The following is a 23,618-nucleotide window of genomic DNA, read 5'->3' on the forward strand; positions in this document are numbered from 1 at the left end:
GTTCCCATGTTGTCGTCCACCTTGCGTTCCTGGCTGTCCTTTCGCCGTGGCTGGCTGCTCGCCGCCGTTCTGGGCATCAGCCTGCTGTCGGGCTGCGCCAGCGTCACGCCGCTGGACTACCGCGGACAGACGCCCACCTTCGATCTCAAGCAGTATTTCAACGGGCGGCTCACCGCGGTGGGCATCGTGTTCGACCGCTCGGGCAAGATGACGCGGCGCTTTCACGTCACCATCGACGCATCCTGGAAGGGCGATGTCGGCACGCTCGACGAGCATTTCGTCTACCACGACGGCGCCAAGCAGGAGCGCATCTGGACCATCCGCGAGCTGCCCGAGAAAGACGGCGAGAAGCGCTACGTGGGCACCGCGGGTGACGTGATCGGCGAGGCCATCGGCCGCGCCGCCGGCAATGCGCTGAACTGGCACTACACCCTGGCGCTGCCGGTCGATGGCACGATCTATCACGTGCAGTTCGACGACTGGATGTACCTGATGGACGACCACACCCTGCTCAACCATTCGGTCATCACCAAGTTCGGCTTCAAGGTGGGCAGCGTATTCCTGTCCTTCCACAAATCCTGAGCGCCATGCCGCTGAACCCGCGCATCGAGGGCTGGAAAGGGCGGAGGGTCTGGGTGATCGGCGCCTCCACCGGCATAGGCCGCGCCTGCGCGGTGGCGCTGCTGCAGCGTGGCGCCCAGGTGGCCGTCTCAGCGCGCGATGCGCAGGCCCTGCAGACCGTAGGCGGCGCATTGGCCTTGCCGCTGGACGTCACTGATACCGCGGCGCTGCAGGCCGGCATGCAGACCCTGCAGCAGCAATGGGGCGGACTCGACCTGCTGCTCTATTGCGCCGGCACCTACCGCCCCATGCGCGCCACCGCCTTCGACCTGGCCTCGGCCCTGCAGCATGACGAGGTCAACTACCGTGGCGCGCTGCGCGCCCTCGGTGCGGCGCTGCCGGTGTTCAACGCGCAGCGAGCGGGCCATGTCGCCCTGGTCAGCAGCGTGGCGGGCTTCGGCGGATTGCCGCAAGCGCTGGCCTACGGCCCGACCAAGGCGGCGCTCATCAACCTGGCCGAAACGCTTTACCTCGATCTGCGCCCCATGGGCATCGGCGTGAGCGTCATCAACCCCGGCTTCGTCGAAACCCCGCTCACCCGCCAGAACACCTTCGCCATGCCCGCGCTCATCACCCCGGAGCAGGCAGCTGGCGCCATCGTCTCCGGCCTGGAAGCGGGACGCTTCGACATCCACTTCCCCCGCCGCTTCACCCTGTGGCTCAAGCTGCTGCGCCTGCTGCCGCGCGGACTGTATTTCCACATCGTCAGCCGCTTCACCGGGATGTGAGGCGGCATACCCTTGGCTGTATGCGATCCCCAATGGGGCGTCATGTAGGTTTTCATTAGTCTTTGTTGCACAACGTAACGGGCCGCGACCCCAGGCGACGGCCTTTCCATCCCGAGGAGGAAGACCCATGAACCTACGCATGCATCGCCGCGAGTGGCTGGCGCTTTCCGCTGCAGGCGCTGCGGCCTGGATGACCCGCCCGGCCTGGGCCGTGGTGGCCGCACAGGCCGAAGACCCACTCGTTTCGTTCACTGGGCCGCAGGCCAATCCGTACTGGAACAATGTCGGGCCTTACGTCACCTACCCGCAGAAGGCACCACTGCTGCGGCTGACCGATCGCCCCATTCAGCTCGAAACCCCGCGGTATTACTTTCGCACCGCGCTCACGCCCAACGAGGCGTTCTATGTGCGGTACCACCTGCCCGACATTCCCAACGCCATCGACCTGAAGCAGTGGCGGCTGATGCTGTCGGGCAACTTCAAGAAGCCACTGGAGCTGAGTTTCGATCAGCTCCAGCGCGAATTCCACCCGGTCACGCTGGCCGCGGTGAATCAATGCTCGGGCAATTCGCGCAGCCGCTTTCAGCCGCGGGTTCCGGGCGGGCAATGGGGCAATGGCGCGATGGGCTGCGCCGAGTGGACGGGAGTCAGGCTGCGCGACGTGCTCGATCGCGCGGGCATAGCCCCCGGCACGGTACAGATCCAGTTCGAGGGACTCGATCACGGGCCTGGCCCGCAGGGCAAGGGCTCGCACCGTTTTCTCAAGTCGTGGGAGTTGCATGAGGCGATTCTGAACGAATCCATCATCGCGTACGCGATGAATGGCCAGCCCCTGCCCATGCTCAACGGCTTTCCGGTGCGGCTGGTCATGCCGGGCAAGTTCGCTACTTACTGGACCAAGCATCTCACGCACATCCGCGCCCTGACCGAGCCCGACACCAATTTCTGGATGAAACCGGCTTATCAAGTTCCGGACACGCCGGGCGGCAACACCACGCCCGAAGCGCTCAAGGAGGGCAAGGTGAAGATGGTGCCCATCGGCCATGTGAACATGCCGGTGCGCAGTTTCATCGTCGATCCCGACGACAGTGTGGCGGTGATGCGCGGTCACCCCATGGTCGTCCGTGGCATTGCGTTCAGCGGCATGGGCGGCATCCGCAAGGTGGAGGTTTCCACCGACGACGGCCAGACCTGGAAGCCGGCGCGGCTGGGCCGCGACCTCGGCCGACACGCGTTTCGCGAGTTTCAGTTTGTCTGGACGCCCACCTTGGCGGGCTTGCAGACCATCGCCGTGCGCGCCACCGACTCCACCGGACACACCCAGCCGGATGCCGGGGTCTGGAACCCCGGCGGCTACCTGTGGAACAAGATCGAGCGCCAGCAGGTTCTGGTGCTCTCGGCCTGAGAGGAGACAGCATCATGCGCAAATTTCTCGTCCTCACGCTGACCGCCCTGGCCGCGCTGGTCGGCTCCGTTCAGGCCGACACGCCACGCCCCGGCCTACTCGATTCAGGAGACTACGCCGGTGGGCCGCTGGGCAGTGCGCTGCAACCGGCGCGCGTCATCCCCGGCAACGGCGATGTGTACAAAGTGGGCAAATGGCCGACCTACACCGCCGAGTTGGCCGCAGGCCCCGGCCGGGATACCGTGCTGGGTCACTGCAGCATGTGCCACAGCGTCACCTACATCACCATGCAGCCGCCATTGCCTGCGGCCACATGGGACGCCGAAGTCCACAAGATGATCAAGACCTTTGGCGCCCCCATCGACGAGGCCACGGCCAAGGACATCATCGCCTATCTGCAAGCGCACTACACCCCGCAGACGCGCAAGCAATAAAGAGCCTCGGCCCGCCGCTGCGATCAGCCGTTGTTGATGCGGCTGACCACCGCGGCGGTGAAGGCCTCTGTATTGGCCCGGCCGCCCAGATCGCCGGTGCGGATGTTGTCGATGTTCAGGGTGTCCGATAGGGCCTGGCGCAGGCGGCCCGCCTTGTCGTGCTCGCCGACGTGGTCGAGCATAAGGGCTGCGGCCAGCATCAGCGCCGTGGGGTTGGCGATGCCCTTGCCTGCGATGTCGGGCGCGCTGCCGTGCACGGCCTCGAAGATGGCAGCATCCTGGCCGATGTTGGCGCCGGGCGCCATGCCCAGGCCGCCCACCAGCCCGGCGGCCAGATCCGACAGAATGTCGCCGAACAGATTGGTCGTCACCAGGGTGTCGAACTGCCACGGGTTGATGACCAGCTTCATGCAGCAGGCATCGACGATCACGTCGTTGAGTTCGATCTGATCGGCGTACTTTTCCTTGTGCAGCAGATAGGCGGTTTCGAGGAAGATGCCGGTGAGCGCCTTCATGATGTTGGCCTTGTGCACCACCGTGACCTTCTTGCGCCCCAGCGCGATGGCGGTGCGGAAGGTGTAGTCGAGGATGTTGCGCGCGCCCTGCCGCGTGTTCACCCCCGTGGCGATGGCCACGGCGTGCGGATCGCCGTCGATGGGGATGTAATGTTCATAGCCCATGTACAGACCTTCGACGTTCTCGCGGAACACCAGCAGATCGATGTCGTCATAGCGCCCGCCGGGGATCAGCGTCTTGGTCGGGCGCATATTGGCATAGAGCTTGAACGCCTCACGCAGCCGCACGTTGCTGGAGCGGTAGCCGCCGCCTGAGGGCGTTTCCAGCGGCCCCTTAAGCGCCAGCCGGGTGGTGCGGATGCTTGCCAGCGTGGCCGCGGGCAGCGGGTCGCCCGCAGTCTTCACCCCACCCAGCCCGGCGACCTGCGAATCCCACTCGAAGGGCGCGTCGAGCGCGTCGAGCACCTCCAGGGTGGCGTCCATGATTTCGGGGCCGATGCCGTCTCCGGCGATCAGGGTGGCGGGAATGCGCATGCTCATCGAAGTCTCCGGTCGAGGGGGGTCATCCCATCTAGCAAGGGTCGTGCCGTGTGGCGTGTGATTCCCTAAACTGTAGCGAACCCAAATCGACAAAAGGGAGCCGACATGAATCTGCGAAGTGGCCTGGTCATTCTGGTGATGGTGCTCATCGCCGCGTTCTCTGCACTGAACTGGAGCGTGTTGATGGCGCCCACCGATCTATCGCTGGGCTTTGCTCCGGTCAAAGCCCCGCTGGGGCTGATCATGCTCGCGCTCATCGTGGCACTGGCCGCCGTGTTCCTGATCTACATCGTGGTGCTGCAGGCGGGGATGATGAGTGAATCGCGCCGCGTGGCCAAGGAACTCAAGGCGCAGCGCGAACTTGCCGACAAGGCCGAAGCCTCGCGCTTCGACGAGTTGCGCCAGTTGCACAGCGCCGACATGCAAAAGCTGCTGGACCGCATCGACCAGCTCGACCGCGAAATGCGCAGCGCCATCGAGGCCAACGCCAACGGCATCAACGCCACCCTGGGCGAGCTCGACGACCGGATTCAGCGCGCAGGCACGCCGCGGCTGATGGGCTGACGGGGCTGGGGCCTGTTAACGCTATGGAGTGGTTTGGGGTGGAGCAACGGCAGGCGCGGCCAGCGACATCACGCTTGGCGCCAGGCAAGTCATGGCGTTGCAGGCCTGCACCCGCAGCGCCAGCTTGTTGCGTTGTGCGGGCGACAGGGCGGGTAACTCCAGGCTCACCTGCCCTTCCCACACCGCGATGCCCTGCGGCGCGAAAGCGGGGCGAAACGACTGCGGCGACGGGTAACGCACCCCAGCCAGCGACTGCCCCTCGGCCAGCACGGTGGTGGCGATCAGATTCGGCGCCGAAGCCGGGTTGGCGTTGATGTGAAAATCCGGTGCGATACGCAGTTGCAGCACCCAGCCCGTCGCGGTTCGCCTCCACTGGGTCTGCACACGGTCTGCAGAGCATGCACCCTGCGGCAGGTCGGCACAGTCGGCTGGCCGTACCGGTGACGCGGCAGGCGGCTGCGACCAGACCGCATGTCCGGCAGCACTGTCCAACGTCTGCAGCAGATCGGGCCAGTCCAGCGGGCGGGTGGAGACCTGCAGGGCCATGGGCCGCAACGCGCGCCGCGCCGCGTCGGCCCAATGCGGCTGCCCCGTTTGCTGCGCCAGATCGACCAGCACCGCGATGGCCGCGCTCTGCCCGGACGGCCGGTGCACATCGCCCTGCAGCGGCGTGGGAAAGGGCAAGGCATCGGACGTCGGCGCAGACCGCAGGCTGCCGTCGGGTGCGGCAAAGCGCGCCAGCATCGCCTCGGCGAGTTCGCGGGCGCGCTGGCTCCAGCGGGCGTCATGCTGGGTGCTCGCCAGCACGAGGTAGGCGCGGGCGAGTTCGGCGTAGTCGTCGAGAAAGCCGGGGTTGCCTGCGCGCCCGCCGGCCCACTGGTGCAGCAGCAGGCGCTGCTGTGGATTCCAGGCATGCTGCCAGACCCAATCGGCCGCGCGCACCGCGGCTTGGGTCAGAGCCGTATCGTCCAGCACCATGCCGGCCTGTGCCAGCGCGCGAATGCCCAGGGCGTTGTCGGCAATGACGATCTTGTCGTCGCGCCGGGGCTGCGTGCGACGCTGGCGTGCGGCCAGCAGGGCGCGGCGCTGCGGGGCGAGCTCCTGCAGCCGCGCGGCCAGACGCCCTTCGCGCAGCAGCGCCTCGGCCACGTCGCGCCGCTGCCGCAGCACGCCCTCGGCGCCGCCCGGATGCAGCGGGGTGAGGGCATAGAGCGCAAACCATGCGTCGGCCCCGCGCTTGCCGAGCACGCTGTCGATCTGCGCGCGCGTCCACAGATCGGTGGCGCCTTCGACCCCGCCGGTTTCGGCGGCGATGGACGTGGCGAACACGCCCTGAGGCAGGCGCAGATCGCGCAGCAGGGAGTCGGCGGTGCGCTGCGCGGTCCAGCGCAGATCGGGCAGCCGGGTCTGCGCGTAGGCCCGGGCGTAGGCCGCGAGCAGCTGGGCGTTGTCGGCCAGCATCATCTCGAAATGCGGCACCGACCAAGCGGGATCGACGGCATAACGACGGAAGCCGCCGCCGAGTTGGTCCATGATGCCCCCCTGCGCCATGGCCTGCAGCGTGAACACCGCCGCATGCTGCGCCTGAGGGTGCCCAGCCGCACCGCGCGCCAGCAGCCAGGCCAGCAGCGGCGGCTGTGGAAAGCGCGCAGCCGAGGTGGCCGGGGAGAACCCGCCGTCGAGGGCATCGAAGCGCCGCAGGGCTTCGGTCTGCGCGGTCTGCGTCCAGGCGGCAACGTCGATCGGCACCTGGGCATCCGACCCGATCGCCGCCGACTGCATGGCCTGCGCGATCTGCGAGGCGATGCGCTTGACCTCGGCCGGATGCTCGGTCCAGTTCTTGTGCAGCGTGGCCAGCAGAGTGGGAAAGCCCTCCTGCTGCGCCGTGGCTTTGGGCGGGAAGTAACTGCCGATGTAGAAGGGCTGAAGATCGGGAGTGAGAAAGACGTTGTTCGGCCAGCCGCTGTCGCGCGTCATGATCTGCCGCGCCAGCATGTAGATGTGGTCGATGTCGGGCCGCTGTTCGCGGTCGACCAGCACATTGACGAACCAGCGGTTCATCAGCGCGGCGATTTTCGGGTCGCGGTAGAGCTCGCGCTGCGCCACATGGCACCAGTAGCAGGCGGAGTAGCCGATGGACAGATAGATGGGCTTGTTCTCGCGCCGCGCCCTATCCAGCGCCTGCGGGCCCCACGGATACCAGTCCACCGGGTCGTGGGCGTGTTCGAGCAGATAGGGGTCGTGCGTTTCGGCCAGACGGTTCGCGGCAACGGCCTGCTGGCTCGCAAGAGTGCCGCAGCCTGCAAGACCCAGCAGCAGCGCTGCCAGCCGCAGCAAGTTGCGCATCAGCCTTGCTCCGCGGCCGCGAGCTGGTGCGCAATGGCCTGTTCGCGCGCAGCCTGCACCGCCTGCGCAATGGCTGCGGCCTTGCCGCCCGATCGCGCGACCTGCTGCGCGATCGCCCCGGCATCCACGCGCTGTGCCGCCGCCAGCGCGTCGAGCAGCCGCGCGCGTTGCGGATAGGGCTGCTGCGGAAAATCGCCGCCGCGTCCGCGATGATCGGCTTCGCAGGCCAGCAGCGTCAGGGCGAAGCGCTCAGGTCGGCGCAGCGCGTCGCAGCGCTGCAGCAGGCGCAGCGTGGCCTCAGCGCTGAAATCCAGGCAGCGGTGGATGTTGCCGTGTTCGGCGGCGACGACCGCGGCCAGCTCGGCGCAGTCGGTCGGCACCCGCAGCCTACGCGCCACCGCCGCCGCCAGCGCCACGCTGCGCTGCTCGTGACCAATGTGGCGCGGCAGAACCTCCGGCGGCGTGGAGCCCTTGCCCAGATCGTGCATCAGGCAAGCCCAGCGCACCGCCAGAGGTGCATCGAGGCCCACTGCGGCCTGCAACACCATCATGACGTGCACGCCGGTGTCGATCTCAGGGTGATAGTCGGCGCGCTGCGGCACGCCCCACAGGCGGTCGAGTTCCGGCAGCAGCCGCGCCAGCGCGCCGCAGTCGCGCAGCACCGCGAACAGGCGCTGCGGCTGCGGCTCCATCAGGCCGCGCGCCAGCTCCTGCCAGACCCGCTCGGGCACCAGCGCGTCCACCTCGCCGACCTGCACCATGTGGCGCATCAGCTCCAGCGTTTCCGGGGCGACGGAAAAATCGGGCAAGCGTGCGGCGAACCGCGCCAGCCGCAGAATGCGCACCGGATCTTCGGCAAAGGCCGACGACACATGGCGCAACACCTTCGCCTGCAGATCGCGCTGACCGCCGTAGGGATCGATCAGCGTGCCGTCGGCCGAGCGCGCCATGGCGTTGATGGTCAGATCGCGGCGCAGCAGATCGTCTTCGAGCGTGACCTCCGGCGCCGCATGCACCACAAAGCCCCGATACCCCGGCGCCGTCTTGCGCTCGGTACGCGCCAGGGCGTATTCCTCGTGGGTCTGCGGGTGCAGAAACACCGGAAAGTCGCGCCCCACCGGCAGGAACCCCGCATCGAGCATCTGCTGCGCCGTCGCCCCCACCACGACCCAGTCGCGGTCGCCATGCGAGCGCCCAAGCAAGGCATCACGCACCGCCCCGCCGACGACGTAGGGCTGACCGGGGGGATGAACGGCAGAAGAAGTCATGACGTTCAGTGTAAGAGCCGACGCCGAAAACGACGCAGGCCGCGCGAGGCGGCCTGCATCAATTCAAGTCAGGCAGACATCACGGCAAGGTAGCATCCCACTTCCCGAAGTCCGTATTCTGGCTGTTCTGCCACGTCCCCGCAGCAGACTTGTTCGTGGCATCAAATTTGCCGATGTAAGTCGCGCCGGTATTCGTCGTTCCAACGAAATACCCTTGGTCGTTCAAGGCACCGGTCAGTGTGAATGATCCCGACAGATTCGACTTGCAGTTGTCCAAATTCTGCGAGGGGTCGATCACCCCGGACGTATTCACCACAACTGTGCAACTGCCTGAGTCTCCCCCTGTCAACGGCGATGTGTACGTCGCCGACCAGGTTCCCGCGAAAGCAGCAATCGACGAAGTGGTCCCGGGATTCAGATTCACTCCGGTCGCGGGCTGACCGGGTGTCCAGCTGTTGACCACGGTGCTACCGCCCGCCGGGGCTGTGACGACCACGGCGCCTCCCCCGCACGAACTGGTCGACAAGCTGTAACTGCCGTCGCTGCCGGTGACGCTCGTCGACGTGGAACACACCTGACCTGTGGTCGGATTGGTGGCCGTGACATACACCCCTGACACACCGCCGCCAGATCCGTCCGAGACCTGACCTGAAATGCAATCCGCCGTGCATGTCGCAGCAGTCGATCCGCCGCCCCCACCGCACCCCGCCAGCAAGGCCACCAGGCCCAGCGCGGCTGCGTGTCGGTAACGCCATAGTCCGTTGTTCATATTCCCCTCCGAGAGTGTTTGGGTCTTTGTTGCATCATCCCCGAGCGAATCGGGGACGTTGTGCTGAGCATTGTCCAACTTTGATCCAGGCTGTTTTTCGGCCGTTTCAAAAATTGACACTTTTTTGTGAAATCGTGCGCAATAAGCCCGCTGCGGTGTGGCTTGCTTTAGACTTTACAAATGCACATCTGCTTATATGAATGAAGTTGATGCTCGCGCCGCCGAGCCATCAGCCGTCTCACTTCCGCACCTTTCAACAGGACATTACGGCGCATGGCATCCGACAACCCGTCTATGAAGGCTCAATCCTGGTGTCATGACATTGCTCGGTGGGCGGAACATTTGCCGTTGATGGCGGCCTGCTTCGATGCGCAGAGCAGCCTGTTGTATTGCAACACCGCCTATGCCCACTGGCTGGGGCGTTCGCCCGATGCTCTGCATGGCCAGTCGCTGGAACAGTTGGTGCCGGCGGCGGAGATGCCATCCATCGCGCCGCACGTCGAAGCGGTGCTGCGTGGCCAGATCAGCCAGTACGAGCGTCAGTCGGCTCTGACCGGTCTCCAAGGTGGCGCCTGGCTGCAGGTGCGGCTGGTGCCCTTTCCGCCCGATGAACACGGGGCGGTGGACGGCTATTTCTGCTTCATGCAGGACACCACCCGCCTGCATGCCAGCGATTCTTCGCTCGACCTGCTTCGCACCAGCCCGGGCCTGACCATCTGGGATCTCGATCTGCTGAGCGGGCAGCTGCACGCCGAGCAGAACTGGCTCGACGAAGCGCACCGCTACCAGCCCAAGACCTTCACCATCCCCGAATGGATGGGCCATGTGGTGCCCGCCGACCTGCCGGCGCTGGAGCAGGCCATCGCCCGCATCAGCGCGCCCGGCGGATTTGCACAGACGGTGGAGACGCGCTTCATCCGCGTCGATGGTCAGATGGTGACGACGATGAACCACGGCATGGTGCGCGAGCGCAACGCCGACGGCGTGGCCACGCGCATCTTCGGCCTGACCTGGGACATCACCGAACTGCGGCAGACGCAGAAGCGCCTGCACCGCAGCGAGAGCCGTTTTCGCATGCTGGCCGAGCTGTCGAACGAATGGTTCTGGGAGTCGGACGCCGAGGGCGTGCTCAGCTATATCTCGCGCAGTTCCCGGCGCTCCGAAGCATCGCCCCTGGCCCGCCTGAACCTGATCGGTGCCAACCTCGCTGCGCTCTACCCAGGCCAGGAGTTCTCGCCCGAGTGGGCGCAGTTGCGTTTTCTGATGGAGGAGCGCGAGGAGATCCGCGATCTGATCGTGCCCTTCCGACTGGAGACTGACGCCGCTCTGCTGTGGTGGCGCATCGACGCCGCGCCCATCATCGATTCCCTCGGCTTGTTCCAGGGCTACCGGGGTGTGGTGCGCGACGTCACGCAGGCGCATCAGGCTGAGGAGAAACTCGAACTCGCCGCCTACCGCGACGCCCTCACCGGCCTGGCCAATCGCACCCTGTTCGAGAAGCACGTCGAAGACGCCATCGCCGTCACCCCGCCGGGACAGAGCTTCGCGGTGCTGTTCATCGGCCTCGATCGTTTCAAGCTGATCAACGACGCCCTGGGCCATGCGGTGGGCGATCAGACCTTGATCGAGACGGCCAAGCGCCTGGTGCAGCTCGCCCGCCCCAACAACACGGCCGCCCGCTTTGGCGGCGATGAATTTCTCATTCTGGCGCGGGACGCGCACGATGCGGCGCAAGCCATGCAACTGGCGAAATGGGTGCAGGACACACTTAGCGAGCCCATCGAGCAAGGCGGACGTACTCTGCAGTTCAGCGTCAGCATCGGCGTGGCGGTGTTTCCGCAGCATGGCACGACCACCGCCGAGTTGCTGGGCCGGGCCGACGCGGCGCTGCACGAGTCGAAGACGCTGGGGCGCAATCGCGTGGAGTCGTTTTCGCTTGCGCTGCAACTGCGCAGCGAGCGGCGCTCGCAGCTCGAAGAGGAATTGCGCGCCGCCATCGCCCATCATCGTTTCGAGGTTCACTTCCAGCCGATCTGGTCACGCAAGCAGAGTGTGCTGCTGCACGACGAGTCGGCCAGTGTCGAGGTCCTGCGCGGCGCTTATCAGATCACCAGCTTCGAGGCCCTGGCCCGATGGACGCGCGGCAACGGCGAGCGCGTGCAGCCCGATGAGTTCATCTCCATCCTTACCGACAGCGGCATGCTCGACAGCTTCGGCCCGGTGATGATGGAGATCGCGCTGGAAGGTTTCGCCCGGCTGCGCAAGGAGCAGGGCTTCGAGGGCACGATGGCGTACAACGTGTCGCCGCGTCAGTTGCACGTCAACGCCTGCGTGCCATGCTTGTCGGGGGCGGCAGAGGGTCTAGGCATCCCCGCGGACAGGCTGGTGCTCGAACTCACCGAAAACGTGGAGATCGAGCACAACCCCGACCTGCTAGCCGTGCTCGATGCGTTCCGGGGCCTGGGCGTGCAGCTCGCGCTCGACGACTTCGGCGCGGGCTATTCCAACCTGGGCTATCTCACCCGCCTACCGGTCAACCAGATCAAGCTCGACCGAGCCATTGCCGCCGGGGTGAGCACCGACCGTTTCAAGGCGGCGATCGCGCGCGCCACGCTCACTATGGCCAAGACGCTGAGTCTGGAAGTCGTGGCCGAAGGCGTGGAGACCCTGGCCGATCTGCTGTGGCTGGAGCGCGCCGGTTGCCCCTTGATTCAGGGCTGGGTGTTTTCGCGCGCGCTCAACGTGCAGCAGGCGCTGAACCTGCTGCGCGAGCTGCGCGAACCCAAGTCGCTCTGAGTGCCCCCAGGGTCGGCTCTCCGACCCGCCCCCCGTGGGGGATGAGGCCCGCGGCTCCAAGCTGCCCTGCGGCAGCTTGGACGGAGCCGAATCCGAGCGGCTTGCAAGCCGCGAGGTGGACAAGGAAACTTGGGGCGGCCCTGCGTTTTCTTCAGAGAGGTTATGACCACCGAGCGACCTGCCCGGTTCACGGACGCAGTTCTCGCCGCAGGATCTTGCCCACCGGCGTCTTGGGCAAATCGCCGCGGAATTCGATGAATTTCGGCCGCTTGTAGCCGGTAAGCTGGTCGTGCAGAAAGTCGCGCAGCTGCTGTTCGGTCAGCGCGGGGTCTTTCTTCACCACGAACAGCTTCACCGCCTCGCCGGAATTCGCATCGGGCACGCCCACGGCGGCAGCTTCGAGCACGCCCGGGTGCATCACCGCCACGCCCTCGACCTCGTTGGGATAGACGTTGAAACCCGACACCAGAATCATGTCCTTCTTGCGGTCGATGATCTTCACATAACCCTGGGCATCGACCTCGCCGATATCGCCGGTGCGCAGAAAACCGTCGGCAGTGAAGGTCGCGGCAGTCTCGTCAGGGCGGTTCCAGTAGCCGCGCATGACCTGCGGTCCGCGCAGCGCGATCTCGCCGGGCAGGCCCGGAGCCACTTCTCGACCAGAGTCGTCCACCAGTTGCAGCTCGGTGGACGGGATCGGCATGCCGATGGTGCCGCTGTAGCGGTCGGTGTCGGTGGGGTTGCAGATCGCCGAGGGCGAGGTCTCCGACAGGCCGTAGCCCTCGCAGATCGGGCATCCGGTGCGCTGCAGCCAGCGCTGGGCCACGGCTTCCTGCACCGCCATGCCGCCGCCCACGCTGAGCATCAGCGTGCGCCAGTTCACCTTGTCGAAGTCGGGGTGGTTGAGCAGGCCGTTGAACAGGGTGTTCACCGCGGGGAAGGAATGCACCTCGTATTTCGCCAGTTCCTTGAGCGTGGCCGGAAGGTCGCGCGGATTGGGGATCAGAATCATCATGCCGCCCTCATAGGCACTGAGCATCATGATGACGGTGAAGGCGAAGATGTGATAGAGCGGCAGCGCGCAGATGGTGTTGAGCTGCTGTCCCTTGGGCAGCTTACCCAGCGCCGGGCCATACCAGGCCGCCGACTGGACGATGTTGGCGACGATGTTGCGGTGCGTCAGCGTCGCCCCCTTGGCCACGCCGGTGGTGCCGCCGGTGTATTGCAGCAGCGCCACGTCGTCCGCACTTATCAAAGGAGGGTTGAACGGCCGTTGTGCGCCCGCTTTGAGCGCCGCTTTCCACATCACATGGCCGGGCAGCGACCAGGATGGCACCAGCTTCTTCTTGTGTCGCACCACATAGTTGACGATGGCCCCCAGAGGAAAGCCCAGCGTTTCACCCATGCTCGCCACTATCACATGCCGCACCGAAGTGCGTGCGATGACCTGCTGCAGGGTGTGGGCGAAGTTCTCCAGGATGACGATGGCCACCGCGCCGCTGTCCTTGAGCTGGTGTTCGAGTTCGCGCGGAGTGTAGAGCGGGTTGACGTTGACCACCACGAAGCCCGCACGCAACACCGCCGCCACCGCCGCGGGGTATTGCGGCACGTTGGGCATCATCAGCGCCACGCGGTCGCCCTTGTTCAGGCCGAGCGACTGGAAATACGCCGCCAGCGCCCTGCTCTGCTGATCCCACTGCGCATAACTGGTTTTGTGCCCCATGAAGGCGTAGGCAGGTCGATCGGCATAGGCCTTGAAGCTGCGCTCGAGCAGCGCACCGACATTGGAAAAAAGGTCGGGATCGATGTCCGCAGGCACGCCTGCGGGATAGTTCGCCAGCCAGATCCGCTCCATGAAGAGTCTCCTGCGTTTTGTGGATTGCAGCGTAACGGGAAAAAGCACGCCCGTTCGTTTTTTCGGAACATAGCCGATTCGGGGCGTTTCGGCTAGGTCTGGCCCGCACCGATCAGGGTTTCGCCTCAGCACTCTCCTCGGCAGCCGCCCCCAGACGACTGCGCAGGGCGGCGATGCGGGCCATCGCGGCATCCTTGTTGCTCACCTTGGGCTGGCCGGTCTGCATTTCGTCGATGAAGCGGCTGGGCGTGCGCCCCGCGGCGCCGCGGCCCTGCTTGCGCTTCTGGCACCAGCTCAGCACCAGGGTCTGGCGAGCCCGGGTCACGCCCACATACATCAGGCGGCGCTCCTCTTCCAATGCCGCAGGCGTGAGCGGGCGATCCTCGGTGAAAAACGGCAGCAAGCCTTCCTCGCATCCAGCCAGCACCACGTGCGGCCACTCCAGCCCTTTGGCAGCGTGCAGGGTGCACAGGGTCACGGCGTCGCGCTGGTCGCCGCGCTCCTGCAACTGGGTGATGAGCGACACGGTCTGGGCGATCTGCGTCAGGCCGACCTTGTCTTCTTCGGCCTTGCGCTCGATCCAGCCGCAGAAGTCGTCGACGTTCTTCCAGCGCTGCTCGGCCTCGCGCGGGTTGTCGCTGTGCTCCTCCAGCCAGGCGCGAAAGCCGATGGTCTCGAGCATTTCGCGCAGCAGTTCACCGGCCGGCGCGGTGCGGGCACGCCACTCGATGTCGTGCAGCAGACGCCCGAACTCGCGCAGATGATCGGACGGGCGCGCACCTACCGCAGCGGGCATGGAATCGCGGGACAGCGCCTCGAACAGCGAGATCTTCCATTGCCCGGCAAAGCTGCTCAGCGCCGCCAGGGTCTGCGGCCCGATACCCCGGCGCGGCGTGGTGACGGCGCGCAGAAAGGCGGGATCGTCGTCGGGATTGGCCAGCAGCCGCAGATAGGCGCAGACATCCTTGATCTCGGCGCGGTCGAAAAAGCTCTGCCCGCCGCTGACCACATACGGAATGTTGGCACGGCGCAGCGCCTGCTCCAGCGGGCGCGACTGGTGATTGGCGCGGTAGAGCACGGCGATGTGCGCCAACTCGGCGTTGCGCCCGCTGCGCAGCGCCTGGATGCGCGCGGCCACCATCTGCGCCTCTTCGTCTTCGTTCTGCGCGGCGCGCACCTCCACCGCCTCGCCCTCGCCGTGCTCGCTCCACAGACTCTTGGGATAGAGCTTGGGGTTGCTCTGGATGATGGCGTTGGCCGCCCGCAGAATGGCGTTGGTCGAGCGGTAGTTCTGCTCCAGCTTGATGACTTCGAGCGTGGGCCAGTCCGTCTCCAGACGGCGCAGGTTGTCCAGCGTGGCGCCGCGCCAGCCGTAGATGCTCTGGTCGTCGTCGCCCACCGCGGTGAAGCGCCCCTTGTCGCCCACCAACAGCCGCAGCAGGTCGTACTGCGCGGCGTTGGTGTCCTGGTATTCGTCCACCAGCAGGTAGCGCAGCTTGCTCTGCCAATGCTCGCGCACCTCGGCATGCTGCTGCAGCAGGGTGACAGGCAGCCAGATCAGATCGTCGAAATCGACTGCCTGATAGGCCTGGAGCATGTCGGCATAGCGCGCGTAGACCTTGGCGGCCACGCGCTCGTCGTCGTTCTCGGCCACGCGCGCCGCCGCCTCGGGCGTGAGCATGGCGTTTTTCCACAGGCTGATGGTCCACTGCCAGCGACGAGCCTGGGCGTTGTCGGTGGTGGCGCCGGCATCGCGCAGCAGACCGGTGACGTCGTCGGCGGCGAGGATGGAAAAGCGAGGCTTGAGCCCCAGCGCCTCGCCGCTTTCGCGCAGCATGCGTACGCCCAGGGCGTGGAAGGTGGAAATGGCGAGCTTGCCGGCCACGCCGCGCTTGTCCACCAGTTGCGCCGCACGCTCGCGCATTTCGGCCGCGGCCTTGTTGGTGAAGGTGATCGCCGCGATCTGCTCGGGCTCAAGCCCGGCGCGCAGCAGCCGCGCAATCTTGTGCGTGATCACCCGCGTCTTGCCGCTGCCCGCCCCGGCGATGACGAGGCAAGGCCCGGAAAGATGGGCGACGGCACGTTCCTGGGCGGCGTTGAGCATGGGGCTGTGGGTGAGGCAAAGCGCAGAAGTCTAGTCGCAGCCTCTTCCCCTCACCGCCTCCCCTGCGGGGTGGGGCGTCTTTAGCTTTGGCGGTAAGGCTCGTGCTCAGGCAGAAACACCCGCTCGGCCTTGCCCTGTTGCACCCAGGCATCCACCGCCGGATGGGCCGCCACGGCCTGCACATAGGCCCATGCCCAGTCCGGCAACTCGGGCCGGTAGGTGAGAAAACGCATGCACACCGGGGCGTAGAACGCATCGGCCAGACCGAAGGCGCCGAACAGGAAGGGGCCGCCGCTGGTCTGCAAGGCGTCGTGCCACATGCGCAGGATGACCTCGATGTCGCGCTGCACCTCGGGATTCCAGCCTCGTCCGGGCAGCTCGGCCTCGATGTTCATGTTCATGCGCTCGCGCAGCGCCATGAAGCCGCTGTGCATGCTGGCGCACAGGCTGCGCGCACGGGCGCGGGCCGCGGTCTCGCGCGGCCAAAGAGCGTGCTGCGGGGATTGCTCGGCCAGATGTTCGACGATGGCCAGTGAATCCCAGATGCGCAGTGCGCCGTCTTCCAGAATGGGCACCCGAGCCACCGGAGAGAGCGGCGCCAGCCCGGCGGCGAACCCAGGCGTATCGAGCCAATGCAGGCGCTCCTCGAAGGGAATGCCAAAGGCGGTCATCGCCACCCAGGGGCGCATGGACCAGGACGAGTAATTCTTGTTGCCGATGTGGAGAATGAGCATGACGATCTGCTGCTGACGTGAGAGGCCGCCATTCTCCCGCGACGCCGAACGGTTGCCAAACCGGTTTTTTGCATGGCCGCCATGAGGACGGCGCATGCTTCGGTGTCGGCTTCAGCGCCCGGCGCTCGCCCTCATCTGGCCGTATTCCGACTCCTGACGCCTCGGGTCGATGTAGGTGGGGGCGATGGCTTCCAGCGACTCGGGGTGCGGCACGCCAAGCGCGGGCACGAAGCCGGGCAAGGCGCCGTTGCACACGCTGTCGACCTTCATGGAGTCGAGGTTGTCGCGGCTCATGAGCGGCTCGCCGGGAGCCAGCTCCATCAACATGGCCTGCAGACGCCCGAGCGCGTCGGGCAGGGCGATGACCGGCCGGCCGCAGCCCCCGTCCACCCGGGCCCAATGACCCGCCAGACGCACCAGTTCGGCCAGGGTGTAGGTCTTGGGGCCGCACAGCTCGTAGGTCTGACCCAACGTGTCGCGCACCTGCGGCCCGACCAGACTGTTGACGAAGGCCGTGACCACGTCGCCCACATAGACCGGGGCGAAGCGGGTTTTCGCCCCGGCCAGCGGCACGATGGGAAACACGCGCTGCAGGCGGGCGAAGGTGTTGAGGAAGTTGTCTTCAGGGCCGAACACCACCGAGGGCCTGAACACCGTGAGGTCCAGCCCCGATTGCGCGCGCAGCGCGGCCTCACCCGCGCCCTTGGAGCGCAGATACATCGACGGTCCATCGACATCTGCGCCCAGCGCGCTCATGTGTACCAGCCTGCGCACACCGTGCTGCGCGCAGGCTGCGGCGAGGCGGCGCGGCAAGTCCACATGCGCGCGGGCGAAGTCTGGGCCGTAGGGCTGGCCGCGCCTGCCGTGCAGAATGCCCACGAGGTTGACCACGGCATCGCGCCCGGCGACCAGTTTGGACAGCTTGACGTCGTCGTGCACATCGCACTCGACCACATCGACCAGCGGCAGTTGCACCAGATGGCGTGCACGCTGGCGGCGGCGCGTGGGCACGGTGACGAAATGATTGGCCAGCGACAGGGCGTTGACCAGACGGCTGCCGATGAAGCCGCTGCCGCCGATGACGAGGATGTTCCGTTGCATGAGAGAAGTCCGGGAATTCAACGACAGCCCAAGTTTGCCAGAAGCAAGCCGCAAAATACCTGTCTAGGCTCAGACAGTCCGTTCATCGCTGATTGCTCGCCAGCATGGCGTCGGGCGATCCGACATCGCCCAGGCGGGCCTTGAGCGACTGCGGCTTGCCGCTGAGGATGGCCGCATACACCGTGGCATTGGCCAGCACCCTTTTGACGTAATCGCGGGTTTCGGGAATGGGGATGTTCTCGGCAAAGACGGCCCCCGGCAACAGCGGCCGATCAGGCAGGCCCATATTGCGCCAGCGCAGGGGCCGCCCCGGCCCGGCGTTGTAGCCCGCCGCGGCGAGCGCCTCGGAACCGTCGAACTGTCGCAGCAAACCGCCGAGGTAGGCGCTGCCGAGCTGCACGTTCACGCCCACGTCGGCGATCTGGTCATGGCTGTAGTCGGTCAGGCCGATCTTGCGCGCCACCAGTTTGGCCGTGGCCGGCATGAGCTGCATCAGCCCCGAAGCGCCCACCCACGACTTGATGTTGGCGATGAAACGCGACTCCTGGCGGATCAGGCCGTAGAGGAAAGCCTCGTTCACGTCCTCGGCCTTGGAGGCCTTGCCGATGGCCTCTCGATACGGCATGACGTAGCGCTGGGCGATATCGACCCCGCCCTTGACCCGCTCGCTGGTGTTGATGCAGCGATCCCAGACCTGCTGCTGGCAGGCCAGTTCGGCGGCCGCCTGCATCTGGTTGTTGTCGAGCCCGCGCAGCGAAAAATTCCACTCACGCACGGCATCGAAACGCAGATCGAGGCCGAACAGTGCCAGCGAACGCTGCAGCCCCGGACGCGAGGCCTGCTGCGCCACAGCAGCCATCGGCGCGGGCGGCAGCGAGGCGGGCAGGCTGACCTTCATGCCCAGGGCGTCGGTGGCGAGCTGGCCGTAGAAATCCCAGGGGTTGGCGATCTCGGCCAGCAGCGCGCGGCCCTCGATGGGATGTCCCAGTTTTTCCAGCGCCATGGCATGCCAGTAGGGCCAGGCCGGATCGGAGTCGCCCCGGTCGATCAGGGTGCGGGTGGCGCTACGCACTTGCGCCCAGTCTTGCGCCCGCAGCGCGGCGCGGGCCTGCCATTGCAGCACCGTGTCTGAGGGCGCGTAGGTCGGATCGGCCTGAGCCATGCGGGCAAACCAGCCGACCGCCTCGGGCTGCAGACTGAGCGCGGCCGACAGACCGATGCGGCCCCAGATCTGCGCCCGGTCCGGCGCGGGCAGTGCGGAGAAGCTGTCCTGCAGCAGCCGCGCGGCCTGACCCGGGTCTTGCCGCGCCATGCTCAGCAGCGCCAGCACCAGGTATTGACGCTGATCGGCGTTGGCGATGGCTGCCTGTGGGCCGCGGCGCACCAGGTCGAGCAGATAGCGCACTGAATCGGTGTCGGTCTGCGCCAGGATGCGCCAGCTCCCGGGCGGCAGGAAGGGTGCGAGCAGATCGCGCGCCTGCTTGGCGCGGCCGTCGTCGTAGAACCGCCGCATGCGCTGCCACAGCATGTCGCGCGGCATGGCGCCGTCCTCCAGCAGGGCAGAGGCCGCGCTGTTGCAGCCGGGGCCGCCGGTGCGCTGATCCATCCACAGCTTGAACACCTGCGCGGTCACGTCGGCATGCTGGGTCACGTACTGGCTCTGCAGGTCGTAGCACTGCACCTGCGGATCGTCGCGCATGATGAAGTGCGGATAGACGCGGTTGAAGTCGGCCCAGTCCTGGCGCCTGCCCAGTTCGAGCAGCCAGTCGTTGCGCAGGCGGTCGAGCACATAGGTATGCGGGTAGGCGCGGGCGAAGGCGTCGAAATCCTGCTGCGTGGCCTTGGTCAGCGTGGGCTTGATCGCCCAGTAGGCCACCCACGGTTCGAGCAGCGTGCCCTTGAGCTGCGGCAGGGCGTCGAGCGCGGGCTGCGGGTCGCCGCGCTGCGATGCCTTTTGCGCTGCCACGATCAACTGTGCCTGATCGACGGGAATGACCGGCATCGTCGGCATGACCACCGGCCGCATCGCCACACTGGCCTGCGCCACCGGAGCCGCGCCACTGGCAGCGACCGGTGCCGACTGCGCCCGCGCCAGCGGCGCCGACAGACTCAAACCCAAGACCAAGCCCGCGCTGCCACAGCGGCGCAAAATAAGCGGCAACAACCCGTTGATTCTCATAGGACGCAGCTTACCGTGAACACACCCCTTTACGACCCATTGTCCCCAGAACTCCCTCAGCATTTGCGCGCCGATCTGCGCCGCGAGCTCATCGCCCGGCGTCAGGCTCTGCCCGACCTGCCGCGACGCCAGACCGAGCTGGCCGAGCGCCTGTTGCAGGTGCTTGACGCCCTGGAGCCCGAAACCCTCGGCGCCTACTGTGCCACGCGCGGCGAATTCGACCCCCTGCCCACCCTGGAGAAGTGGCTGGCTGCGCACCCCGAATGCACCCTCGCCCTGCCCCGCGTCGACGAGGCGACCAAGACCATGACCTTCATCGCCTGGAAGCCCGGCGAGCCGCTGCGCCCTGGCCCCTACGACATCGCCGAGCCCGTCGGCGACGCGGTGATCGAGCCGACCACCCTGCTGGTGCCCTGCGTGGGCTTTGCCGATGTCGGCCTGCGCCTGGGCTACGGCGGCGGCTATTACGACCGCTACCTCTCCGGGCGCGAAGAGGTCTACACCGTCGGCCTGAGCTGGGCCTGCTGCGAGCTGCAGCAGCTCGACATGCAGCCGCACGACCAGCTCATGGATCTGGTGCTCACCGAAGACGGACTCTACGGCCTGGATGCCCTCTCGCTGACCTTGGTCGATTGAACCACCGATTGAGCGCCGCTTGAAGCCGTCTTCCAGCCCGCTTCTCGAACCCGCCGATCTCGCCCTGGACGCCAGCGGCCAGCCCGCCAGCCCCCGCTACGGCGACGTTTACGCCAGCCGCGCAGGTGCCCTGGGCCAGGCCCGCGCGGTGTATCTGGGCGGCTGCGGCCTGCTCGACACCCCCGCGCGCTGGGCAGGCCGTCAGCAGTTCACCCTTCTCGAAACCGGCTTCGGTCTGGGCGTCAATTTCCTCGCCACCTGGGCGGCATGGCGCGCCGACCCACAGCGCTGCGAGCGGCTGCACTACGTCAGCCTGGAGCTGCACCCGGTACGCGCCGCCGATCTGACGGCGCATGCCCCGGCGGAACTGCAGCCCTTCGCCGCCGAACTCGCCGCCCAATGGCCGCCCGCTGTGCGCGGACTGCACCGCATCGAACTCGACGCAGGCCGCGTGCACCTGCTGCTGGCCTTCGGCGACGCCACCGACCTGGCGCCGCGTCTGAGGCTGGCGGCCGACGCCCTCTATCTCGACGGCTTCTCCCCTGCGCGCAATCCCGAGATGTGGACGCCCGAACTGTTCCGCGCCCTGGCCCGGTTGACCCGGCCCGGCGCCCGCGCCGCCAGCTACACCGTGGCCCACGCGGTGCAAAAGGGCATGAGCCAGGCCGGTTTCGATCTAGACCTGCAACCCGGCTGGGGCGGCAAGCGCCAGCGTCTGCAGGCCACTTTCAACCCGCGCTGGAAGCGCACCCGCCACACCCTGCCCGAGCCCTGGCCCGCTGCCACGCCGCGGCATGCCGTGGTCATCGGCGCCGGCATCGCCGGTGCTGCCTGCGCCCAGGCGCTGGCGCGCAACGGCTGGACGGTCGAGGTGCTCGACGCCGCTGCCCAGGCGGCCAGCGGCGGCTCGGCCATGCCCGCGGGCCTTGCCCACCTGCAGCCCTCGGCCGACGACAACCTGCTGTCGCGCCTCACCCGCGCCGGCATGGCCGCGCTGCGCCGCGCCCTGCCGCCCGATGCCGCATCGCTGGCGAGGTTTCAGCCCGCCACCCTCACCGCGGCCAACGCCGCCGAAGCCCGACGCATGCAGCACTGGCAGCACAAGGTGAATCTCCCCCCGGAACTGGCGCAAGGGGCCGAGCATGGCTGGCAGGTGGACAGCGCCGTGCTCGCCAACCAGACCGTCTGCGCCGCATGGCTGGATGCCCCGTGCATCACCCTGCGCTGCAACGCCACCGCCGCCCGGCTGCAACGCGACGGCTCGGCCTGGAGCGTGCTCGACGCCGCCGGGCAGACCCTCGCCCGCGCCCCGCAGATCGTGCTTGCCACCGCCCACCAAACGCCCGAGCTGCTCGCCGCCAGTGGCCTGATCCCCGGCCCCGAGTGGCTGCCTCTGCAAACCCTGCGCGGCCAGGCCCAGGCGCTGCCCGCGCGGTTTTGGCCCGCCCTGCAACATCTTCGGCAGCCTTGGATGGGCAGCGGCTATGTGCTGCGCCTGCCCGAAGCCGCCGCGGGCCGCTTGCAACAAACCGACCCTCCTAACCCCCAGACCGCCCGCGACAACGACTGGCTGCTCATCGGCGCCACCTTCGAGCCGGCCGAGCAGCCCCTCACGTCCGAGCAAGCCTGGGCGCACAACCGCGCCGGTCTGCAAGCCCTCACCACCACGGCCCCGCTGCCCGACCACGCCGGAGCGCTGCGCCACTTCGCAGGCATCCGCGCCTACGCGCCCGACCGCCTGCCCTATTGCGGCCCGCTGCCCGACCTGCGGCCGCTGCTGGCCGCGCCGCAGCGCGCGGCGGGCAAGCAGTTGCACGAACTGCCCCGCCTGCCCGGCATCGCCCTCTGCGCCGGTCTGGGTTCGCGCGGCCTCACCCTGGCCGCCCTGCTGGCTGAAACCCTCGTGGCCGGCCTGGAAGGCACGCCCCTGCCGATCGAAACCGATCTGGCCGACGCCCTCGACCCCGCCCGAATCCCGCTCAAACGCCTGCGGCACCCCCCTTTACCGGGGCACGCCGTATAGACAACGGTCGGCAAAACTGTAAAGTGGGCCGAACAAACACAAAAACCCACTCCCTGGAGGTCGTCATGCTGGGTGAATTCCTTTCCAACGCGCAGTACGCCAGCCTGTTGCAGCGCGGGCGCCAAGCCGGTGAGGGCTGGCTGCAGTTCGATGCGGCCACGCTGCAGAGCCACTACAACCGCCGCCCGTTCCTGCTGGAGCACCGGCTGCAGGAGCATCCCCTGTTCGACATCGACTCGCTGTTCGAGCTGGCGCGACGCATGCCTGAAAGGAAGGTGAGTTTCCGGCGCGGCGACATCGCGCCCGACGCCGACTTCGAGGCCACTTTCCGCGCCCCGCAGGATGGGCTCACGCTCGACCACCTGCTGACGCACTTCGAGTCGCTGAAGGGCTACATCTGCATCAGCAACCCCGAGGTGGACGCGCAGTACCGGCCGGAGATGGAGGGCCTGCTCGCCGAGATCGCCGCGCACGTCCACCCGCTCGACCCGCACATCACCTGGTATTCGACCTACTTTTTCCTCTCGGCCCAAGGCGCGGTGACGCCCTATCACATGGACCGCGAAATGAACTTCCTGCTGCAGATTCGCGGCGAGAAGACCGCCGATCTGTGGAATCAGGCCGACCCGGTCATCATGAGCCCGGCGCAGAAAGACCGGTTGCTGGCCTACGAAGGCACGCGCCCGCCTTACCGGCCCGAATTCGAGCAGCGCGCCGTGCATTTCGCGCTGCGACCGGGGCTAGGTGTGCATCACCCCTTCATCGCGCCGCATCGGGTGTGGACCCATTCGAATCTTTCGGTGTCGCTGGCCTTCACCTTCCGCACCCGCCAGTCCGACCGGCTGACCGCCGCCCACCAGTTCAACAACCGCTTGCGCCGCCTCGGCCTGCAAAACCCAAGACCCGTAGGCGAAAGCGTCTGGGTGGACGGCACCAAGGCACGCGCATTGAAAGTGCTGCAACGCCTGCGCCACCCGCTGCACAACGCGATGCAGTGATT

18 protein-coding genes are annotated in these 23,618 nt (G+C 67.0%); 9 read left to right on the top strand and 9 right to left on the bottom strand.

What is annotated here, in order from left to right:
• Positions 1-6: 6 nt before the first annotated feature.
• The 4 genes from ASC45_RS00200 to ASC45_RS00215 all read left to right on the top strand — a co-directional run bounded on the left by ASC45_RS00200 (position 7) and on the right by ASC45_RS00215 (position 3,188).
• On the top strand, positions 7-582 hold the full coding sequence (locus ASC45_RS00200) for a DUF3833 domain-containing protein (protein WP_055449030.1): 576 nt from the start codon (positions 7-9) through the stop codon (positions 580-582).
• Between the two features lie 5 nt (positions 583-587).
• The gene (locus ASC45_RS00205) at positions 588-1,349 is read left to right on the top strand and encodes an SDR family NAD(P)-dependent oxidoreductase (protein ID WP_055449031.1); all 762 of its coding nucleotides are present in this window, start codon (positions 588-590) and stop codon (positions 1,347-1,349) included.
• Between the two features lie 127 nt (positions 1,350-1,476).
• Positions 1,477-2,754, top strand: a complete 1,278-nt coding sequence (locus ASC45_RS00210) for a molybdopterin-dependent oxidoreductase (protein ID WP_055449032.1) — start codon at positions 1,477-1,479, stop codon at positions 2,752-2,754.
• 14 nt (positions 2,755-2,768) lie between these two features.
• The gene (locus ASC45_RS00215; RefSeq protein ID WP_055449033.1) at positions 2,769-3,188 is read left to right on the top strand and encodes a hypothetical protein; all 420 of its coding nucleotides are present in this window, start codon (positions 2,769-2,771) and stop codon (positions 3,186-3,188) included.
• A gap of 23 nt (positions 3,189-3,211) precedes the next feature.
• Here the strand turns inward: ASC45_RS00215 and ASC45_RS00220 are convergent, their stop codons facing one another.
• On the bottom strand, positions 3,212-4,243 hold the full coding sequence (locus ASC45_RS00220; protein ID WP_055449034.1) for an isocitrate/isopropylmalate dehydrogenase family protein: 1,032 nt from the start codon (positions 4,241-4,243) through the stop codon (positions 3,212-3,214).
• A 105-nt stretch (positions 4,244-4,348) separates the two neighbouring features.
• Between ASC45_RS00220 and ASC45_RS00225 the strand changes: the two genes are divergently transcribed.
• Positions 4,349-4,807 carry a hypothetical protein gene (locus ASC45_RS00225; RefSeq protein WP_055449035.1) on the top strand — a complete coding sequence of 153 codons (459 nt, stop codon included), beginning with the start codon at positions 4,349-4,351 and terminating at the stop codon, positions 4,805-4,807.
• Between the two features lie 21 nt (positions 4,808-4,828).
• Here the strand turns inward: ASC45_RS00225 and ASC45_RS00230 are convergent, their stop codons facing one another.
• From ASC45_RS00230 to ASC45_RS15655, 3 genes are all read right to left on the bottom strand, one after another.
• Positions 4,829-7,153, bottom strand: coding sequence for a thioredoxin domain-containing protein (locus ASC45_RS00230; RefSeq protein WP_082454152.1), 2,325 nt, complete (start codon positions 7,151-7,153; stop codon positions 4,829-4,831).
• On the bottom strand, positions 7,153-8,421 hold the full coding sequence (locus tag ASC45_RS00235; RefSeq protein WP_055449036.1) for a multifunctional CCA addition/repair protein: 1,269 nt from the start codon (positions 8,419-8,421) through the stop codon (positions 7,153-7,155). Before ASC45_RS00235 ends, ASC45_RS00230 begins: the two co-directional genes overlap by 1 nt.
• A 79-nt stretch (positions 8,422-8,500) precedes the next feature.
• The gene (locus ASC45_RS15655) at positions 8,501-9,190 is read right to left on the bottom strand and encodes a hypothetical protein (protein ID WP_141655699.1); all 690 of its coding nucleotides are present in this window, start codon (positions 9,188-9,190) and stop codon (positions 8,501-8,503) included.
• Positions 9,191-9,484: 294 nt separating this feature from the next.
• Here ASC45_RS15655 and ASC45_RS00245 point away from each other — a divergent pair, with 294 nt between their 5' ends.
• Positions 9,485-11,986, top strand: a complete 2,502-nt coding sequence (locus ASC45_RS00245; protein ID WP_245609891.1) for a sensor domain-containing protein — start codon at positions 9,485-9,487, stop codon at positions 11,984-11,986.
• Positions 11,987-12,173: 187 nt separating this feature from the next.
• On the opposite strand, the gene ASC45_RS00250 is transcribed toward ASC45_RS00245, so the two are convergent.
• From ASC45_RS00250 to ASC45_RS00270, 5 genes are all read right to left on the bottom strand, one after another.
• Positions 12,174-13,841, bottom strand: coding sequence for a long-chain-fatty-acid--CoA ligase (locus ASC45_RS00250; RefSeq protein WP_055449039.1), 1,668 nt, complete (start codon positions 13,839-13,841; stop codon positions 12,174-12,176).
• A 112-nt stretch (positions 13,842-13,953) separates the two neighbouring features.
• Positions 13,954-15,945: an ATP-dependent helicase gene (locus ASC45_RS00255; RefSeq protein WP_055449040.1), complete on the bottom strand. Its 1,992-nt coding sequence runs from the start codon at positions 15,943-15,945 to the stop codon at positions 13,954-13,956.
• 80 nt (positions 15,946-16,025) lie between these two features.
• On the bottom strand, positions 16,026-16,679 hold the full coding sequence (locus tag ASC45_RS00260; RefSeq protein ID WP_055449449.1) for a glutathione S-transferase family protein: 654 nt from the start codon (positions 16,677-16,679) through the stop codon (positions 16,026-16,028).
• Between the two features lie 111 nt (positions 16,680-16,790).
• On the bottom strand, positions 16,791-17,780 hold the full coding sequence (locus tag ASC45_RS00265) for a complex I NDUFA9 subunit family protein (protein ID WP_055449041.1): 990 nt from the start codon (positions 17,778-17,780) through the stop codon (positions 16,791-16,793).
• A gap of 82 nt (positions 17,781-17,862) precedes the next feature.
• Positions 17,863-19,959, bottom strand: a complete 2,097-nt coding sequence (locus ASC45_RS00270) for a lytic transglycosylase domain-containing protein (protein WP_082454154.1) — start codon at positions 19,957-19,959, stop codon at positions 17,863-17,865.
• Between the two features lie 15 nt (positions 19,960-19,974).
• Between ASC45_RS00270 and ASC45_RS00275 the strand changes: the two genes are divergently transcribed.
• The 3 genes from ASC45_RS00275 (at position 19,975) to ASC45_RS00285 (ending at position 23,616) form a co-directional block, all read left to right on the top strand.
• Positions 19,975-20,595 carry a 5-formyltetrahydrofolate cyclo-ligase gene (locus tag ASC45_RS00275; RefSeq protein ID WP_055449042.1) on the top strand — a complete coding sequence of 207 codons (621 nt, stop codon included), beginning with the start codon at positions 19,975-19,977 and terminating at the stop codon, positions 20,593-20,595.
• 19 nt (positions 20,596-20,614) lie between these two features.
• Complete coding sequence (mnmC, locus tag ASC45_RS00280) at positions 20,615-22,618, top strand: bifunctional tRNA (5-methylaminomethyl-2-thiouridine)(34)-methyltransferase MnmC2/FAD-dependent 5-carboxymethylaminomethyl-2-thiouridine(34) oxidoreductase MnmC1 (protein ID WP_055449043.1); 2,004 nt, start codon at positions 20,615-20,617, stop codon at positions 22,616-22,618.
• Between the two features lie 65 nt (positions 22,619-22,683).
• Complete coding sequence (locus ASC45_RS00285; RefSeq protein ID WP_055449044.1) at positions 22,684-23,616, top strand: hypothetical protein; 933 nt, start codon at positions 22,684-22,686, stop codon at positions 23,614-23,616.
• Positions 23,617-23,618: the final 2 nt, after the last annotated feature.

This window comes from Thiomonas bhubaneswarensis (assembly GCF_001418255.1).
Classification (GTDB): Bacteria; Pseudomonadota; Gammaproteobacteria; order Burkholderiales; family Burkholderiaceae_C; genus Thiomonas; species Thiomonas bhubaneswarensis.

What these genes read in the sequence shown, in the direction of transcription:
- ASC45_RS15655 (WP_141655699.1), bottom strand. Translation starts at nt 9,190, where the DNA reads ATGAACAACGGACTATGGCGTTACCGACACGCAGCCGCGCTGGGCCTG.
- ASC45_RS00205 (WP_055449031.1), top strand. Translation starts at nt 588, where the DNA reads ATGCCGCTGAACCCGCGCATCGAGGGCTGGAAAGGGCGGAGGGTCTGG.
- ASC45_RS00225 (WP_055449035.1), top strand. Translation starts at nt 4,349, where the DNA reads ATGAATCTGCGAAGTGGCCTGGTCATTCTGGTGATGGTGCTCATCGCC.
- ASC45_RS00215 (WP_055449033.1), top strand. Translation starts at nt 2,769, where the DNA reads ATGCGCAAATTTCTCGTCCTCACGCTGACCGCCCTGGCCGCGCTGGTC.
- ASC45_RS00285 (WP_055449044.1), top strand. Translation starts at nt 22,684, where the DNA reads ATGCTGGGTGAATTCCTTTCCAACGCGCAGTACGCCAGCCTGTTGCAG.
- ASC45_RS00220 (WP_055449034.1), bottom strand. Translation starts at nt 4,243, where the DNA reads ATGAGCATGCGCATTCCCGCCACCCTGATCGCCGGAGACGGCATCGGC.
- ASC45_RS00260 (WP_055449449.1), bottom strand. Translation starts at nt 16,679, where the DNA reads ATGCTCATTCTCCACATCGGCAACAAGAATTACTCGTCCTGGTCCATG.
- ASC45_RS00200 (WP_055449030.1), top strand. Translation starts at nt 7, where the DNA reads ATGTTGTCGTCCACCTTGCGTTCCTGGCTGTCCTTTCGCCGTGGCTGG.
- ASC45_RS00245 (WP_245609891.1), top strand. Translation starts at nt 9,485, where the DNA reads ATGAAGGCTCAATCCTGGTGTCATGACATTGCTCGGTGGGCGGAACAT.
- ASC45_RS00255 (WP_055449040.1), bottom strand. Translation starts at nt 15,945, where the DNA reads ATGCTCAACGCCGCCCAGGAACGTGCCGTCGCCCATCTTTCCGGGCCT.
- ASC45_RS00265 (WP_055449041.1), bottom strand. Translation starts at nt 17,780, where the DNA reads ATGCAACGGAACATCCTCGTCATCGGCGGCAGCGGCTTCATCGGCAGC.
- ASC45_RS00250 (WP_055449039.1), bottom strand. Translation starts at nt 13,841, where the DNA reads ATGGAGCGGATCTGGCTGGCGAACTATCCCGCAGGCGTGCCTGCGGAC.
- ASC45_RS00270 (WP_082454154.1), bottom strand. Translation starts at nt 19,959, where the DNA reads ATGAGAATCAACGGGTTGTTGCCGCTTATTTTGCGCCGCTGTGGCAGC.
- ASC45_RS00230 (WP_082454152.1), bottom strand. Translation starts at nt 7,153, where the DNA reads ATGCGCAACTTGCTGCGGCTGGCAGCGCTGCTGCTGGGTCTTGCAGGC.
- ASC45_RS00235 (WP_055449036.1), bottom strand. Translation starts at nt 8,421, where the DNA reads ATGACTTCTTCTGCCGTTCATCCCCCCGGTCAGCCCTACGTCGTCGGC.
- ASC45_RS00210 (WP_055449032.1), top strand. Translation starts at nt 1,477, where the DNA reads ATGAACCTACGCATGCATCGCCGCGAGTGGCTGGCGCTTTCCGCTGCA.